The organism is Nocardia sp. NPDC049707, assembly GCF_040674855.1.
Classification (GTDB): Bacteria; Actinomycetota; Actinomycetes; order Mycobacteriales; family Mycobacteriaceae; genus Nocardia.
Genome location: NZ_JBFANN010000031.1, coordinates 65,116 through 80,866, shown reverse-complemented (window position 1 = coordinate 80,866; position 15,751 = coordinate 65,116). Strand labels below are relative to the sequence as shown.

Below are 15,751 nucleotides of genomic sequence, written 5' to 3'. Positions count from 1 at the left end.
ACCTCCAGTGCTGGTGGCAGGCGTCCCGACCTTCACCCCGGTCCGAAGATCATGTGTGGCCCGGTCGGGGTAACGGAGCCCGACCCGGCCACGCATAGGATCAACGGGTGCACGGATCGGATCCGGGGACCACAGGGTTGGCGACGTTGTTCGCGTTGGCGGACTCGCGGCTGCCGATCGGCGGACATGTGCATTCCGGCGGTGTGGAGGAGGCGGTGGCGTCCGGGGTGGTGCGGGATGTCGCGACGGTCGAGCTGTATTTGCGGCGGCGGATCCGCACGTCCGGACTGGTGGCGGCCTCCTTGGCGGCGTCGGTGTGCGCGGGGAGATCGACCGTGGCGCGGGCCGAGGCCGAGGCCGATGCTCGGACACCGGCTCCGGCCGCGCGAGCGGCAGCACGGGCACAGGGGCGCGGCTTGGTGCGGTTGGCGAAACAGGTATGGCCTGAGGAGGATTGGACGGTTGTCGGAGTGCGGCCCCATCTATCGACGGCCTTCGGTTTCATCGGGCAGGTCTGCGGTGCGACTCCGGACCAGGTTGCCGCGGTCGTCGTCTACACGACCATGACCGGCGCGGCGTCCGCGGCACAGCGGTTACTCGCGCTGGATCCCGCCGCGGTCGCCGCCTGCACGATCCGGCTCGGCGAACTCTGCGACCGGACCGCTGCCGCGGCCGCGACCGAACTCGCCGCGCTCTCGGATCCATTGCAGGACGTACTTGCCCAGCGACACCTGGTACGCGATATGCCCCTGTTCGCGTCCTAGGCGTGCAATCCGAGAGTATGGAAGCGGAAGGAGCACGATATGCCACCCCATCTGATCGACGGCGAGCCGCACGATCACTCGCACGACCGGCCGAAGCGCGAGCGCACGCCCGGCGAGGCGCTGCGCATCGGTATCGGCGGACCGGTCGGTTCGGGCAAGACCGCCCTGGTGGCTGCACTGTGCCGACAGCTGCGTGACGAACTTTCGCTCGCGGTCCTGACCAATGACATCTACACCACCGAGGACGCCGACTTCCTGCGCCAGCACGCGGTACTGCCGGATGAGCGGATCTCCGCCGTGCAGACCGGGGGCTGCCCACATACCGCCATTCGCGACGACATCACCGCGAATCTCGATGCCATCGACGATCTGATCGCGGTCAATCCGCCCCTGGATCTGATCCTGATCGAATCCGGCGGCGACAACCTCACCGCCACCTTCTCCTCCGGCCTCATCGACGTACAGATTTTCGTTATCGACGTGGCCGGCGGCGACAAGGTACCGCGCAAGGGCGGTCCCGGCGTGACGTTCTCGGATCTGCTGGTGATCAACAAGACCGATCTGGCCCCGCTGGTCGGGGCCGATCTCGATGTCATGGCACGTGATGCCGCGAAGGTGCGCGAGGGCCGCCGCACGGCGCTGATCTCGCTGACCGAGGATCCGGCCGCCACCGCGGTGCTCGCCTGGGTGCGTGAACAGCTGCGGGCCAGTGCGGAACAGGACGGGTCCGCTACCGAATCCGCTGTTGCGCACTGAGGTTCGCGTTGTCGCGGCCGTCGGCACGCTGCCCGAGATCCACGCGAGCGGCGCGCTTGCGGTCCGGCGCACCGGCCTCGACACCGTCCATCTGATCGGCACCGCGGCCACTCCGCTCGGCGGCGATGAACTCGATATCGAGATCGTGGTCGGCGCGGGTGCACGCCTCATGGTGCGCTCGGTGGCGGCAACCATCGCGTTACCGGGCATGCGGACGCCATTGTCGTTGGCGCACTGGCATTTCGACGTCGCGGGCGAACTGGATTTCGATCCGGAGCCGACGATCGTGGCGGGCGGCGCGCACCACCACGCCGTCACCGAGGTGCGATTGACCCACGACGCCCGGCTACGGTTGCGTGAACGTGTACAGATCGGGCGCACCGGTGAGGACGGCGGCAGTTGGCGCGGTGACCTGACCGCCGATATCGGTGACCTACCGCTGCTGCGGCATCGACTCGAACTCGGTGCGGGTAGTGCCATCGATGACAGTCTCGCCGCACCCAGGGCATCGGTCAGCGAACTTGTCTATCCGGACGACCGGCCCGCGGAAACGAACGGTCTGGTCGCGGCCTGCCTGCCGCTCGCTTTGGGCGGGACCCTGTCCACTCGAACGGGACCACTGCTCGTCAATACGCGATAGCCTCCGATTCGCTCCGGAATGTGTCGTCTATCACAATGGGTGTTTGCCTCGACCGACTCGGTGTAGCGATGTGCCGGGCGGGGGAATGAAAAGAGGTGGGAACCCGACAACGTCGTCAGGTTCCCACTCCGGTGCTGCGGCCGACCAGTCACCGACGGCCGCGGGAGAAGTGTCATTCGCCACTCGGATTCAAAGGGTGCACGGATGGGCGAAAATATGGTGAGGCAATGGCCGGAGGTCAGCCCACCTTGCGGTTGGCGGCCTTATCGGTGAGCGCGGCCTTCCCATTGTTCGCGGGTGGGGCGCCGAGCGCGGCCGCGAGTTCGTCGGCCTCCTCCTGATCGGCCTGCACCGCCTCCACCGCGAGCCGGGCAAAGACCCACTGCTCGGTGGCCGCCATCTGCCCGCGGCTACGGCCGAGGAAGGTCACGAACCACTGGATGACGGTGATGATCCGGCTGCGGTAGCCGACCAGGTAGTACAGGTGCAGGCCGAGCCAGGCCAGCCAGGCGATGAATCCGCCGAACTCCAGCTTGCCGACCTGGCAGACGGCGCTGAACCGCGACACCGTCGCCATGCTGCCCTTGTTGAAGTACTTGAACGGCTTGCGGTCCTGCGGCGCCTGCCCATTCAGTCCGGCCTTGATCTGCTTGGCCGCGTAGGTCGCGCCCTGGATCGCGCCCTGCGCCTGACCGGGCACATTCGGCACCGACATCAGGTCGCCGACCACGAAGACATTCGGGTGGCCCTTGATGGTCAGATCGGGCTCGACGATCACGCGGCCGGCGCGGTCGGTCTCGGTGCCGTCGGAGCCTTCGGCGAGCATCTTGCCCAGCGGGCTGGCCTGCACACCGGCCGACCACACCTTGCACGAGGATTCGATGCGCCGCACCGTACCGTCGGCATCCTTTACCGTGACACCGTGCGCGTCGACATTGGTGACCATGGCGTTGAGCTGGATCTCCACGCCCATCTTCTCCAGCCGCCGCTTGGCCTTACCGCCCAGCTTCGGACCCATCGGGCCAAGCACCGCGCCCGCGCCCTCGACCAGGATGACCCTGGCATCGCGCGGATCGATGTTGTGGAAGGTGCCCTCCAGGGTGCGATCGGCCAGCTCGGCGATCTGACCGGCCAATTCGACACCGGTGGGCCCGGCGCCGATCACCACGAAGGTGAGCAGCCGGTCCCGCAGTTCTTGGGTGGTGGCCAGTTCGGCCCCTTCGAATGCGCCCAGGATGCGCGCGCGTAACTCCAGCGCGTCGTCGATGGTTTTCATGCCGGGGGCGTAGGTGGCGAACTGGTCGTTACCGAAGTAGGACTGTTGCGCACCGGTTGCCACGATCAGGCTGTCGAAGTGCGTGACGGTGTTCTGGTTGAGCAACTGCGAGGTGACCGTCTTGTGCTCGAGGTCGATATCGATGACATCGCCGAGCAGCACCTGGGCGTTCTTCTGCTTGCGCAGTACCAACCGGGTCGCTGGGGCGATCTCGCCGACCGACAGGATGCCGGTGGCGACCTGGTAGAGCAGCGGCTGGAACAGGTGGGTCGAGGTCTTGGAGATCAGGGTGACGTCGACATCGGCATGCTTGAGGTGCTTGGTACCGAACAAGCCGCCGAATCCGGAGCCGATCACCACCACCCGGTGGCGATGGTTCTCCTCGACAGACTGAGTGCTCATCCGGTGCTCCTCAAACCTGGGGCACGGCCCCTGGAACGTTGCTGACCCGACTTACGGTAGTCGGCGCTCTGTTGGCCGTCGCGGCGAGATCCCGAATGCTGATGTGCGGATTCTTTTCGAGCGAACGAATGTGAAAAAGAGAATACGATAGATTCGGTCGTTCAGGGAGGTTTGTCATGGTCGGCGGGGGTCGTGCCGCCCACATTCGCGGCAAAAATGGAAAGCCCAGTGTGCGGCTCGAATCCGAGAATGCGTCGCTCATCGACATCCCGGACGACCATCTCATCGATCGACTGCTGAGTCGAGTTCCCGAACGTCCGCATGTGCTGGCCGCACCACCGCGCGGCAGTACCGCGACCGCGGTACACGGCGATGCTGGACTTCCGTACTTCGGCCGTGGCCTGCACTATCTGCGCTGGGGGCCGGCGGAAATGATGCAGCGATATTGCCGGTACGGTCCGGTATCGCTGAATTCGTCGCTGGGATCGGATCGGGTGCTGGTCTGCGGTCCGGACGCGATCGATGAGGTGCTCGGCAAGCGGCGTCGCGATTTCGGCCAGGGGTGGGACTACTTCATCGGTCCGTTCTTCCGGCGCGGACTGCTGCTGCTGGAATTCGACGAGCACATGTTTCATCGCCGGATCATGCAGCAGGCATTCACCAGGGAGCGGCTGGAAGCGCATCTGGCGTCGTTGACGCCGGTGGCGCGGGCCGCCATCGATCGGTGGGTGCCGCGGACCGGTGGCACCGTCCGGCTCTATCCGACGATCAAGGAATTGACCCTGGAGATCGCGGGCGAGACCTTCATGGCCCTCGATGTCGGGATGCACCGCCGCAAGCTCATCGACGCGTTCATCGACTGCACCCATGCCGGATTGTCGATAATCCGACATCCCGTGCCCGGCGGCAATTGGCGTGCCGGGCTGCGCGGGCGCAGGGTGCTCGAGCAGTACTTCACCGAGATGCTGCCGCGCAAGCGCAGGACCGAGTCGGCGGACTTCTTTTCCGGACTGTGTCATGCGCGTACCGAGGACGGCGCCGAATTCAACGATGCGGATGTGGTCAACCACATGATCTTCCTGATCATGGCCGCGCACGACACCACAACGACCACTGCCACCGCCGTGGCCTACTACCTCGGCAAACATCCCGAATGGCAGCGGCGGGTACGTGCCGAGGTGCGGGCCGTCGATGCCGAAATCGGTGGTGCCGCACCGATGATCGCCGATCTGGATCGAATGCGCGAACTGGATCTGGTGATCAAGGAGAGTTTGCGACTGATGCCGCCGGTGCCCGGACTGCCGCGCCGGGCAGTGCGCGACACCGAAATTCTCGGGCATTACATTCCGGCGGGTACGCCGATTGATTGCGCGTATACGGTCAATCACTTCCTGCCGGAGCTGTGGACCCGGCCGGAAGTGTTCGATCCGGAGCGCTTCGGCGAGGCGCGGCGCGAGGACAAATCGCATCGACTCGCCTGGATGCCCTTCGGCGCGGGTGCGCACAAGTGCATCGGGATGCACTTCGGGATATTCGAGGTGAAGACGATCATTGCCGCGCTGGTGCGGGATTACGAGTGGGAGCTCCCGGGGGACTATCGAATGCCGTGGGGATTCACGACGATTCCTTTCCCCCGGGATGGCGCGCCCGTGCTGTTGCGTCGCCGCTAGCGACCGCCGGTCGGTCGCTCGAAGAATCGGCTCAGCGGCCGCTGAAAAGCAGTTCGGCGACCTTGGTGTCGGTCGCGGCGCCTTCGGTGTAGCCGCCGTCGCTGCCGAGTGCGCTCATGATAGCCAGGGTGTAACGCTCACCGGGTCCTGCGAAGCCGACCGAGTTCACTACCCAGCCGCCCTGCTCCTCGGACCAGCCGTTCTTGAGGCCGGGCCGCATCGCTGCGCCCGCGCCCCACACGCCCCAGTGCTGGTTGCTGTCCACCGCGCGCATGCGGTCGAACAGGTAGTTCCGGTCGTCGGGATGCATAGTGGTGAAGATCGAGTCCATCAGCCGATCCAGATCAGCGGGGGTGCACTTCTGGAACGACCAGTCCGGGAACATGGCGGTATTCGTCGGCTGCGGAACCAGGTTCACCATGCCGCTGGTGCGGAAGGCGTTGTTATAGGCCATCCGATCGAGGCCGGCGTACTTGTTCCAGAGAATATCGGTGGCTTGGTCATTCGAGGTAGCGAGCATCGATTCCATCAGGCCGCGGTCCTCGGGACCGAGACCGATCGCGCCGGCCCGCGCGCGGTTGAGCAGATCGGCGGCGATCGCCAGTTTGATGGTGGAAGCGGTCCAGACCGAGTTCTCCGCATTCTCGTTCGCGTACACCCCGCCGCTCACTCGATCACGGACCACGTAGCCGGTCACGCCGGGCCGATTCTTCAAATACGCGTCGACGGCGGCGATTCGGCTGCTCATATCGCAATCGAAACCGGCGATGCAGCCCTGCATGTGCGCCGGAGGCGCCGCGAGGGCCGATGGAATCAGCGCGGTGGTAGTGGGGACCAGGATCGCCGCAGCGGCGAGAACAGAGACGGAGGCGTGACGCACGAGGCAACACGATCGCACATCGGCGCGCCGGACGCACGTCTTGAGCTCTGACCGATGCTGTGGTATTCGGCGTTGCGTGCTTGTGCCGCAGTGTCTTTCGCTCTAGTGGAATGCGGCGTGCAGTTCCTCGACGGTGCGACCGTTGAGGCGGTAGCAGTGGGCGAAGGCCTCGGCATGCCGGTCGCGTGGCCAGGAGTGTAGGACAACGGTGCGACCATAAGAGCGCGAGTTGACCAGCTCCCATCTGTCACCGACCCGGCGGACCGTGAATCCGCCTCTCGGCATCAGGGGAATCACCATCGCCATCATGAACGCGAACCAGCCTTTCCTGCAGCTATCCCGTTCCTCCCCGGTTGAGCACTGTTGCACATCGACGGACGCGATCCGACATGACACGGCGAAGTAAATCGTTCGCGTGTGGCTTATTTCACTTCGCTGGGAATGGGGTCGGAAAGTTGCGTACTGGTCGCTGGGCGTATAAACGTGCGCAAGCGCCGACGCGTGCGGATAGGCGACTTGACGCGCGGTGCGGACATACCGACCAACGACGAGAGGGCGCAGATGCCGCTGCACATACATCGTGCCGAGCGCGCCGATGCGTTGGCGGATGCGTTGGCCGCATTGCTTGCGGAACCGTTGCCGGATGCCTTCGCTACCGAGGTGGTCGCGGTGCCCGCGAAGGGGGTCGAGCGGTGGCTGACGCAGCGGCTGTCGACCGTGCTCGGCGTGTCGGGTCGCTCGGACGGTGTTGCCGCGAATATCGAATTCCCATCTCCCGGTGCAATGGTCGCCGAAGTAACGGCGGCGGCGAGTGGCGTGCGACCCGAGACGGATCCGTGGGCGTCCGAGCAGATCGTGTGGACGTTGCTGCGGGTGATCGACGCGTCGCTGGCCGAGCGGTGGAGTACGGTGCTCGCGCGCCATCTCGGGGTCGGGGAACCCGCCGGGCATCGGGTCGGTCGGCGGTATGCGACGGCCGCGCATCTGGCGGCACTGTTCGACAGTTACGCGGCGCAGCGGCCTTGGCTGCTCGCGGAATGGGCTGCGGGTTCGAATACCGACGGTGCCGGGCGGGCGGTGCCGGACGATTTGCTGTGGCAACCGGAATTGTGGCGGCGGTTGCGGGCCGAGGTCGGGGTGCCGAGTCCGGCCGAGCGGTTGGACGCGGCCTGTGCGCGGTTGCGAGACCAGCCGGAGCTGGTGGATCTGCCTGGACGTTTGTCGTTGTTCGGGGTGACGCGGCTGCCGAGCGATCAGCTGGCGGTGTTGTCAGCGCTGGGGGAGCGGCGGGATGTACACCTGTGGCTCGCGCATCCGAGTCCGGCGATGTGGACCGAGTTGAGTGCGCTGCCTGCCGTGGTGGCACGGGCCGATGATGTCAGTGCGACAGCGGTGCGGCATCCGTTGCTTGCCGGGCTCGGCAGGGATGTACGGGAGCTTCAGCAACGGCTGGTCGGTGCCGCGGACCAGCATCACGCGGCTGTCGGATCGAATCATGGTGGCGGTCAGGAAGATTCGGGTCGGACACTGTTGACCGCCCTGCAGTCCGGGATCCGGGACGATGCGTGGCCGCCCGAACCCGCGAGTTTCGCCGACCGCACGGTGCAGGTGCATTCGTGTCACGGACCGGCACGACAGGTCGAAGTGTTGCGCGAATGTCTGCTCGGCTTGTTCGCGGCGGATCACACACTGGAACCGCGCGATGTGTTGATCATGTGTCCCGAGGTGGAGGCGTACGCGCCGCTGGTGCGCGCGGCGTTCGGACAGAAGATGGTGGGATCGGTCGAGTCGGTGGGGGAATCGGCGCATCCCGCGCATCTGCTGCGGGTGCGGCTCGCCGACCGCGGACGCGGGGTGACCAATCCGATGCTCGCGGTGATCGCGGTATTGCTCGAGCTCGCCGACGGGCGAGTGACGGTGACCCAGGTCCTGGATCTGGCGGCATCCGAAACCGTCCGTCGCCGTTGTGGTTTCGATGACGACGATATCGAAAGGTTGCGCGAGTGGGCGGCCGAATCCGGTGCACGGTGGGGGATCGGGCAGCGGCAGCGGCAGGCGTTCGGGCTGGCGGACTTCGCACAGAACACACTCAATAGCGCGGTGGACCGGATCCTGCTCGGTGTCACCGCGGACGAATCCTCGGAGGACTGGCTGGATCTCGCGCTACCGCTCGACGATGTGGACAGCAATGATGTGGATCTGGCGGGCCGGTTCGCGGAATTCATCGACCGGCTCGCGGTCTGCCTGCGTGACCTGCGCGGACCGCGTCCGGCGCAGGAGTGGGCGGCGGTGCTCGGGCGCTGCCTCGAGCTGCTCACCGACGTGCCCGACAGTCAGGCGTGGGTACGCACCGAGGCCCGTCGTGAGCTCACCGCCGCCACCGAACATGCGGGTGCTGTGCCATTGCGGCTGGCGGATGTCGGTGTGCTGCTGTCGAGTCGGCTCGCGGCCCGACCGACCAGGGCGAATTTCCGGACCGGCGAGCTGACGGTGTGCACGATGGTGCCGATGCGTTCCGTACCACATCGAGTGGTGGTGTTGCTCGGCCTGGACGACGAGGTATTCCCGCGCACCAGCGGCGTGGACGGTGACGATGTGCTCGCACGCAATCCGTTACTGGGCGAACGAGATGCGCGCAGCGAGGACCGTCAGTTGCTGCTGGATGCGGTGCTCGCGGCCACGGAACAACTGCTGATCTTCCACACCGGTGCCGACCCGGTGACCGGCGCGCATCGCCCGCCGGCCATCCCGATCGCCGAACTGCTCGACACACTCCGTGCGCACCTCGGCGCGGCAGGTATGGACGCGGTGGTGACCCGACATCCGTTGCAGGGCTTCGATCGTCGCAATTTCCTTGCCGAGCACCCGTTCAGCTTCGATACCGTCGCACTCGCCGGGGCGCGGGCCGCCGGACAACCCGCACAGCCGCGTCCCCTATTCCTGCCCGAGCCGCTGCCCGCGCTCGAACTCGCGGATGTCGCACTGGCCGATCTGGTTTCGTTCGTCGAACACCCGGTGCGGGCATTCCTGTGGCAGCGCCTCGGACTCCGCGTTCCCGAACACGAAGACGATATTGCCGACCGGCTGCCCATCGAACTCGACGGGCTCGCGAAATGGGAGCTGGGCGAACGACTGCTGTCCGCGCGACTGACCGGCGCGGATCCATCGACGCTGCGCGCGGCGGAGTGGCGGCGAGGGACATTGCCGCCGTTCGGTTTCGGCGGTGCGGTGCTCGACGAGGTCGAGTCGACCGTGGACAAGCTGGTGCGGGCGGCGCTGCCGGAGTACGAGGGTGCGCCGCGCGCGGTCGATATCGCGGTGGATCTCGGTAATGGCCGCCAGCTGACCGGCACGGTGCCCGAGGTGCGCGGTGAATCCCTGGTACGCACCACGTTCTCTCGGCTCGCCCCGAAACACCGTATCGCCGCGTGGGTTTCATTGCTGGCCTTGGCGGTCACCGAGGATCGCTCATGGCGCGCGGTCACCACCGGACGAGGCCAATTCGGCCGTCCCGCATGGCGTTCCGAGATCATGGCTCCGGAATCGCCTGCCGCGCTGACGATCCTGCGTCAGCTGGTGCGGCTGCGTGATGCCGGTCTGACCGAACCGCTCCCGATCGCCCCGTCCGCTACCGCCGTTTACGCCGAACGCCGCTTCCGCGGCTCGAAAACCGACGAAGCGGTGAGCGCGGCCGAACGCGAATTCAATGGCGGACCCAACGGTCCCGGACCGTTCGGTGATCACACCGATCGGCACCTGCGCTACATCTGGGGGCCCGCCCCTCGCCTCGAACACCTCATGGCCGCCCCCGCGCCCGCGGGCGAGCCCGGGGAAACTACCCGCTTCGGGTCGCTGGCTCGTCGCATGTGGGCACCTCTCTTGGCTGCTGAGAATCAGGGCCAGCCGTGAGTGGCGCAATTTCGTCGAGTGCGATACCCGTTCGGTGCGCCTCCCGGATACGGAGCGCGCGTCGGGTGGACGGCGGAGATGGCGGTCGACGAACGAAGATCTTGCCGATGAGCAGTGCGAGCACCGGATTCGCCAGGCACGGAAAGGGGCGGCGGGGATGACTATCGAGGACACCGCATTCGCCGCGCCTGCCCTGGGCGCCGACCAATTCGATCCCCATGGGCCGCTGCCGACCGGAACCACTGTGCTCGAGGCGAGTGCAGGAACAGGTAAGACGCATGCGATCGTCGGGTTGGCGGTACGGTATGTCGCCGAAATCGGGATCGACATTTCGCAGTTGTTGCTGGTGACCTTCAGTCGGGCCGCCACCCAGGAACTGCGGGAACGGACGCGTGACCGGTTCGTCGCGGTGGCGGCGGCACTGGCCGATCCGCAGACGGCTCGGGCCCATGCCGATGAGCTGGTTCGATTGGTCGCGCAGGCGGATTCGGCCGAGGTGCTGCTACGGCGTCGGCGATTGCTCACCGCGCTTTCGGATTTCGATGCCGGGACCATCGCGACGACCCACAGTTTCTGTCAGCGAATGCTGGATGAGCTCGGCTTGGCGGGCGAACATGATCCCGGATCGCGGTTGGTCGAGACGATCGATGATCTGATCGGCACGGTCGCCGATGACTTGTACCTGAACCGGTATGCCCGTGCGGAGCCGCCGTTTTCGCTGAAGGAGGCGCATACGCTGGCGCTCGCGGCGGTGCAGGATCGACACGCGATATTGGTGCCGAAGGGACAGGGACCGGCGGGGGAGCGGGTCGCCTTCGCCGCCGCGGTCCGCGCGGAAACCGAGCGCCGCAAACGCCTTGCCGGACTGCGTGATTTCGACGATCTGCTGGTGCTGCTGCACGATGTGCTCGCCGATCCGGAGCACGGGCCGCGGGCCTGTCGCCGCATCCGCGACCGGTACCGGGTCGCCCTGGTCGATGAATTCCAGGACACTGATCCATTGCAGTGGGACATCCTGCGGCTGGCCTTCCATGGACATGCGACTCTCGTGCTCGTCGGTGATCCGAAGCAGGCCATCTACGCCTTCCGCGGTGCCGAAGTGCTCAGCTATCTCGATGCCGTCGCACATGCCGATACCCGCAAGGAGCTCACCGACAACTGGCGCAGCGATGCCGGTCTGCTCGCTGCACTGGATCATCTGCAGGGTGGTGCGGCATTGGGGCACAAGGAGATCACCGTTTATCCGGTCACCGCGACCCGCGGCTGGTCGCGACTGTCCGGCCCCGAGGACCTGACGACGCCGCTGCGGATGCGGTGTCTGCCGCGCACCGGCGCGGGTCCGCTGAACAAATCGGGATTCCCGGCGGTCGGGCGCATGCGTGCGAAGGTTGCCGAGGATCTCGCGGCCGATATCGTGCGGCTGCTCGAATCCGGTGTGCTGTTCGAGGCGAAGACCGGACCGCGGCCGATCGGACCCGGCGATATCGCCGTACTGGTGCGGACTCGATCCCAAATCGATGTGGTGCGAACCGCTTTGGATCGAGTCGGAGTCGCTTCTGTACTCGCCGGCGGCACCAGCGTCTTCGCCACCGGCAGTGCGACGGACTGGCTCTGGCTGCTGCGCGCGCTCGAACAGCCGCATCGCTCCGACCGGGTCCGCCTTGCCGCCTGCACACCGCTGCTGGGCGTGACCGCGGTCGAAATCGATAGCGGCGGTGCGGATCTGGTCGGCCGCATCTCCGCCCAACTGCGGGAGGCGGCCCGACTGTTCACCCGCGTGGGTTTCACCGCGGTCTTCGAAAAGATCTCGTCCGAAGCGAATCTGGCTCAGCGACTCCTCTCGATCGAAAACGGCGAACGCCAGCTGACCGATCTGCGGCATATCGCGCAGTTGCTCGATCAGGTCGCGCTGACCGAAGGTCTCGGCCTCACCGCGCTGACCCGCTGGCTCGCCGACCGTGTGCGCGATCCCGCCTCCGGATCGGTCGCCGACCGCAGCCGTCGCCTCGATCGCGATGCCGCCGCCGTGCAGATCGCCACCGTACACGCCAGCAAGGGACTCGAATTCCCCATCGTCTATGTGCCTTTCGCGTGGGACAACGCGAAGAACCCGTACCCACAGACCCTGCTGTTCCACACCGACGACGGCGCCCGTGTACTCGATGTCGGCGGCCAGGACGCATCCGGCTACGGTGAGCGCAAGCTGCGCAGCGAGACCGAGGAGGCGGGCGAGGAACTGCGCCTGCTGTACGTCGCACTCACTCGCGCGATGTGTCAGATCGTCGCCTGGTGGGCGCCCGCGATCACCACCGCCAACGCGCCGCTGCATCGGATGGTCCTCGGCCGCCCGGACGGCGGGGATCTCGTACCGAGCAAAGCCGCGGTACCGGCGGATGCGGTCGCGGTGTCGATGCTTTCGGCCTGGGCCGCCGGTGCGCCGGAGGCCATTGCGGTGGAGGGTGTCGAGCACACCGATACGGTCGAGATCCGCCGCGTGCGCACCGAATTCCCGACCGAAGCTCTCGACGCGGCGCACTTCGCCCGCACCATGGACGTGCAGTGGCGGCGCACCTCCTATTCGGCATTGACGGCAAGCGCGCACGATGCCGCGATTCCGGAGGCCGAACCCGAGGATGACCGCGGCCCGTCCGACGAGCCAGGCACGCCGCTGCTCGCCGAAACCGAACCCGCGACCTCCGATGCGGCCCTGTCCTTGATGAACGCGCTGCCCTACGGCGCCGAATTCGGCACCCTGGTGCACGGTGTGCTCGAGCGAATCGATACCGACGCTGTCGATCTGGCCACCGAGGTGCATACCCGCTGCCGTGCGGCCACCGACGAGCTGATGGCCGAGGCCGATCCCGTGATACTCGGCAGCGCTCTACTCGCCGTGTTGCACACCCCACTCGGATTCGGTTGTCTCGCCGACATTTCCACCCGCGACCGGCTCAACGAACTCGACTTCGAGCTCCCGCTCGCCGGCGGTGACATCCCTGGTGCGCATACGGTCACGCTGCGCCGGATAGCTGATCTGCTGCGAACCCATCTCCCGCCCGACGATTCCCTATCCGGTTATGCCGAGCAACTCGCGTCCCTGGACGACACCCCGCTGCGCGGCTACCTCACCGGCAGTATCGACGCGGTGCTGCGCATTACCGAACATCCGGGCGTGGAACCGCGATTCGTCATCGTCGACTACAAAACCAACCGCCTCGGCACCGGCGATCTCACCGTCGACCACTACACCCACGACCGCATGGCCGCCGAAATGCTGCGCTCGCACTATCCGCTGCAGGCCCTGCTCTACGCGGTCGCCCTGCACCGCTATCTGCGGTGGCGGCTGCCCGGTTACGACCCGTCGCGCCATCTCGGCGGTGCCCGCTACCTGTTCGTGCGCGGCATGATCGGTCCCGAAACCCCCTCGGGCTGTGGTGTTTTCGATTGGAATCCACCGGCCGCGCTGATCGTCGCGCTGTCCGATCTACTGGCGGGGGAGGCTGTCCGATGACCTCCATTCAGTTGGCGCAGCGGGGCACCGGGCTGCTGCGCATATTCAACGAGGCCGGTGTGCTGTCCGCCGCTGACGTGCACGTCGCGCTCCGACTCGGCCGGATGGGCCGCGAATCCGCGGAAGAGGTGTTGTTCGCGGCGGCGCTCGCGGTGCGGGCGGTCCGTTCCGGTTCGGTCTGTCTGGAACTGCACCGCATGCGCGAAATCGGCGTCGATGCCGACGAAACCTGGGATGCGGGTGCGGGTATCGACCTCGCGACATTGCCATGGCCGGATATCGATGCGGTGGTCGCCGCACTAAGGGTGAGCCCATTGGTGTGCGGGGGACCGGCTGGTCCCTTGCAGCCGCTGCGCCTCGTCGACGCGCGGGCTACGGGGCCGTTGCTCTATCTGGACCGCTACTACCAGCAGGAACAGACGATCCGCCGGGTACTCACCGAGCGCTCCGGACACCATCCGAAGGTAGATCCGGCCATCGTGCGCCGCGAGCTCGACCGGCTTTTCGACACCCCGGTCGGCGCGGCCCCGGACCGCCAGCGGATCGCCGCCGCACTCGCCGCGACGCACTGGACCACGGTGGTGGCGGGCGGACCGGGTACCGGCAAGACCCACACCATCGCCCGCATCCTGGCCCTGCTCGACGCGCACCAGCGGGCGCATCCGAAGTTACCCGCGCTGCGCATCGCTATGGCCGCGCCCACTGGCAAAGCAGCCGCGCGACTGCAGGAAGCGGTGCGCGAACAGGCCGAAGCGCTCACATTGCCGGAGCTCACCGCCGCCACTCTGCATCGCCTGCTCGGTTGGCAGCGCGGCCGGGCGACCCGGTTCCGGTATCACGAGTTCAACCGACTGCCCTATGACGTGATAGTGGTCGACGAAACCTCCATGGTCTCGCTGACCATGATGAGCAGTCTGCTGGCCGCGCTGCGCCCGGATACCCGCCTGGTGCTCGTCGGCGATCCGGATCAGCTCGCCTCGGTCGACGCCGGTGCGGTACTCGCCGACCTTGTCGCCGGACCCGTTGCCGGCGAATCGAATCCGGTCTTCGAACAGGTAATCAGCACGGAATGTATTGCAGCCGAAGGTAATCCGGAAGCGCTGACCGATATCGAGCGAATACGGCTGCGCGGCGGCATCGTCCGACTGACCCGCGGTCGGCGATTCGGCGGCAAGATCGCCGAACTCGCCGTCGCGGTCCGCGCGGGTGACGCCGACACCGCTCTGGCATTACTGCGCGCGGGTGGTGCGGAACTCTCGCTCTGCACACCCGAGGACACCGCACCCGTGCGCGCCGATGTGGTGCGCGCCGCCCGCGAAGTCACCGCCGCCGCCCTTGACGGCGATGCCGCGGCCGCACTGACCGCCCTCGAATCCCATCGCCTCCTGTGTGCGCATCGCCAAGGTCCCTTCGGTGTCGAACGCTGGGACCGCATGGCCGGCGAATGGGCCGCGGCCGGTGGTGCGGGAACGGATTCGCACCAGGCGCCCTGGTATCCGGGCCAGCCCCTGCTGGTCACCGCCAATGATCATGAGGCGCGCATCTACAACGGCGATACGGGTGTCATTGTTCGCATGCCCGACGGCTTGCTGCGCGCGGCCCTGCAGCGCGGCAGCGAGCCCTATCTGGTGCACCCGACCCAATTTCCGGCCGTGGTGACCGTTTTCGCCATGACCATCCACCGCAGCCAGGGCAGCCAGTACGACGCCGTCTCGGTCGTCCTGCCCGAACCCGAATCCACCCTGCTCACCAGGGAACTGCTGTATACGGCCATCACCCGAGCCCGCCGCCACGTCCGCATCATCGGCACCGACGACTCGATTCGCGCCGCTATCGACCGGCGCGTCCTGCGCGCCAGCGGCCTGTCGCGTACCCCGGAGTCACGGTGATCTCGCGCGACAGGCTGACCTGGGAATCTCACGTTTTCCGCGCCTCCGACGTCTACC

The 15,751-nt window shown here is 66.7% G+C and carries 10 protein-coding genes; 7 read left to right on the top strand and 3 right to left on the bottom strand.

Going from position 1 to position 15,751, the window contains the following annotated elements:
* The first annotated feature begins 107 nt into the window (after positions 1–107).
* From AB0J29_RS25165 to AB0J29_RS25155, 3 genes are read left to right on the top strand one after another with little or no spacing between them, the layout of a single operon-like run.
* Positions 108–764 carry an urease accessory UreF family protein gene (locus AB0J29_RS25165; protein WP_364790915.1) on the top strand — a complete coding sequence of 219 codons (657 nt, stop codon included), beginning with the start codon at positions 108–110 and terminating at the stop codon, positions 762–764.
* A 39-nt stretch (positions 765–803) separates the two neighbouring features.
* Positions 804–1,520, top strand: a complete 717-nt coding sequence (gene ureG, locus AB0J29_RS25160; RefSeq protein ID WP_364790912.1) for an urease accessory protein UreG — start codon at positions 804–806, stop codon at positions 1,518–1,520.
* On the top strand, positions 1,510–2,160 hold the full coding sequence (locus tag AB0J29_RS25155) for an urease accessory protein UreD (RefSeq protein ID WP_364790909.1): 651 nt from the start codon (positions 1,510–1,512) through the stop codon (positions 2,158–2,160). Before ureG ends, AB0J29_RS25155 begins: the two co-directional genes overlap by 11 nt.
* A gap of 238 nt (positions 2,161–2,398) precedes the next feature.
* Here the strand turns inward: AB0J29_RS25155 and AB0J29_RS25150 are convergent, their stop codons facing one another.
* The gene (locus AB0J29_RS25150; protein ID WP_364790906.1) at positions 2,399–3,838 is read right to left on the bottom strand and encodes an NAD(P)/FAD-dependent oxidoreductase; all 1,440 of its coding nucleotides are present in this window, start codon (positions 3,836–3,838) and stop codon (positions 2,399–2,401) included.
* A gap of 176 nt (positions 3,839–4,014) precedes the next feature.
* Here AB0J29_RS25150 and AB0J29_RS25145 point away from each other — a divergent pair, with 176 nt between their 5' ends.
* Positions 4,015–5,508: a cytochrome P450 gene (locus tag AB0J29_RS25145; protein WP_364790903.1), complete on the top strand. Its 1,494-nt coding sequence runs from the start codon at positions 4,015–4,017 to the stop codon at positions 5,506–5,508.
* 31 nt (positions 5,509–5,539) lie between these two features.
* On the opposite strand, the gene AB0J29_RS25140 is transcribed toward AB0J29_RS25145, so the two are convergent.
* Complete coding sequence (locus AB0J29_RS25140; protein ID WP_364790900.1) at positions 5,540–6,256, bottom strand: tat pathway signal sequence; 717 nt, start codon at positions 6,254–6,256, stop codon at positions 5,540–5,542.
* 234 nt (positions 6,257–6,490) lie between these two features.
* The gene (locus AB0J29_RS25135; RefSeq protein WP_364790897.1) at positions 6,491–6,688 is read right to left on the bottom strand and encodes a hypothetical protein; all 198 of its coding nucleotides are present in this window, start codon (positions 6,686–6,688) and stop codon (positions 6,491–6,493) included.
* A gap of 261 nt (positions 6,689–6,949) precedes the next feature.
* Between AB0J29_RS25135 and recC the strand changes: the two genes are divergently transcribed.
* The 3 genes from recC to recD all read left to right on the top strand — a co-directional run bounded on the left by recC (position 6,950) and on the right by recD (position 15,694).
* Positions 6,950–10,297, top strand: a complete 3,348-nt coding sequence (gene recC / locus AB0J29_RS25130) for an exodeoxyribonuclease V subunit gamma (protein WP_364790975.1) — start codon at positions 6,950–6,952, stop codon at positions 10,295–10,297.
* A 157-nt stretch (positions 10,298–10,454) separates the two neighbouring features.
* On the top strand, positions 10,455–13,805 hold the full coding sequence (locus tag AB0J29_RS25125) for a UvrD-helicase domain-containing protein (protein ID WP_364790894.1): 3,351 nt from the start codon (positions 10,455–10,457) through the stop codon (positions 13,803–13,805).
* On the top strand, positions 13,802–15,694 hold the full coding sequence (recD, locus tag AB0J29_RS25120; protein ID WP_364790891.1) for an exodeoxyribonuclease V subunit alpha: 1,893 nt from the start codon (positions 13,802–13,804) through the stop codon (positions 15,692–15,694). The genes AB0J29_RS25125 and recD overlap by 4 nt, the downstream gene beginning before the upstream one ends.
* Positions 15,695–15,751: the final 57 nt, after the last annotated feature.

Coding starts and splice junctions, on each gene's coding strand:
- ureG (WP_364790912.1), top strand. CDS start 804: ATGCCACCCCATCTGATCGACGGCGAGCCGCACGATCACTCGCACGAC.
- AB0J29_RS25150 (WP_364790906.1), bottom strand. CDS start 3,838: ATGAGCACTCAGTCTGTCGAGGAGAACCATCGCCACCGGGTGGTGGTG.
- AB0J29_RS25145 (WP_364790903.1), top strand. CDS start 4,015: ATGGTCGGCGGGGGTCGTGCCGCCCACATTCGCGGCAAAAATGGAAAG.
- AB0J29_RS25140 (WP_364790900.1), bottom strand. CDS start 6,256: ATGAGCAGCCGAATCGCCGCCGTCGACGCGTATTTGAAGAATCGGCCC.
- AB0J29_RS25135 (WP_364790897.1), bottom strand. CDS start 6,688: ATGGTGATTCCCCTGATGCCGAGAGGCGGATTCACGGTCCGCCGGGTC.
- recC (WP_364790975.1), top strand. CDS start 6,950: ATGCCGCTGCACATACATCGTGCCGAGCGCGCCGATGCGTTGGCGGAT.
- AB0J29_RS25125 (WP_364790894.1), top strand. CDS start 10,455: ATGACTATCGAGGACACCGCATTCGCCGCGCCTGCCCTGGGCGCCGAC.
- recD (WP_364790891.1), top strand. CDS start 13,802: ATGACCTCCATTCAGTTGGCGCAGCGGGGCACCGGGCTGCTGCGCATA.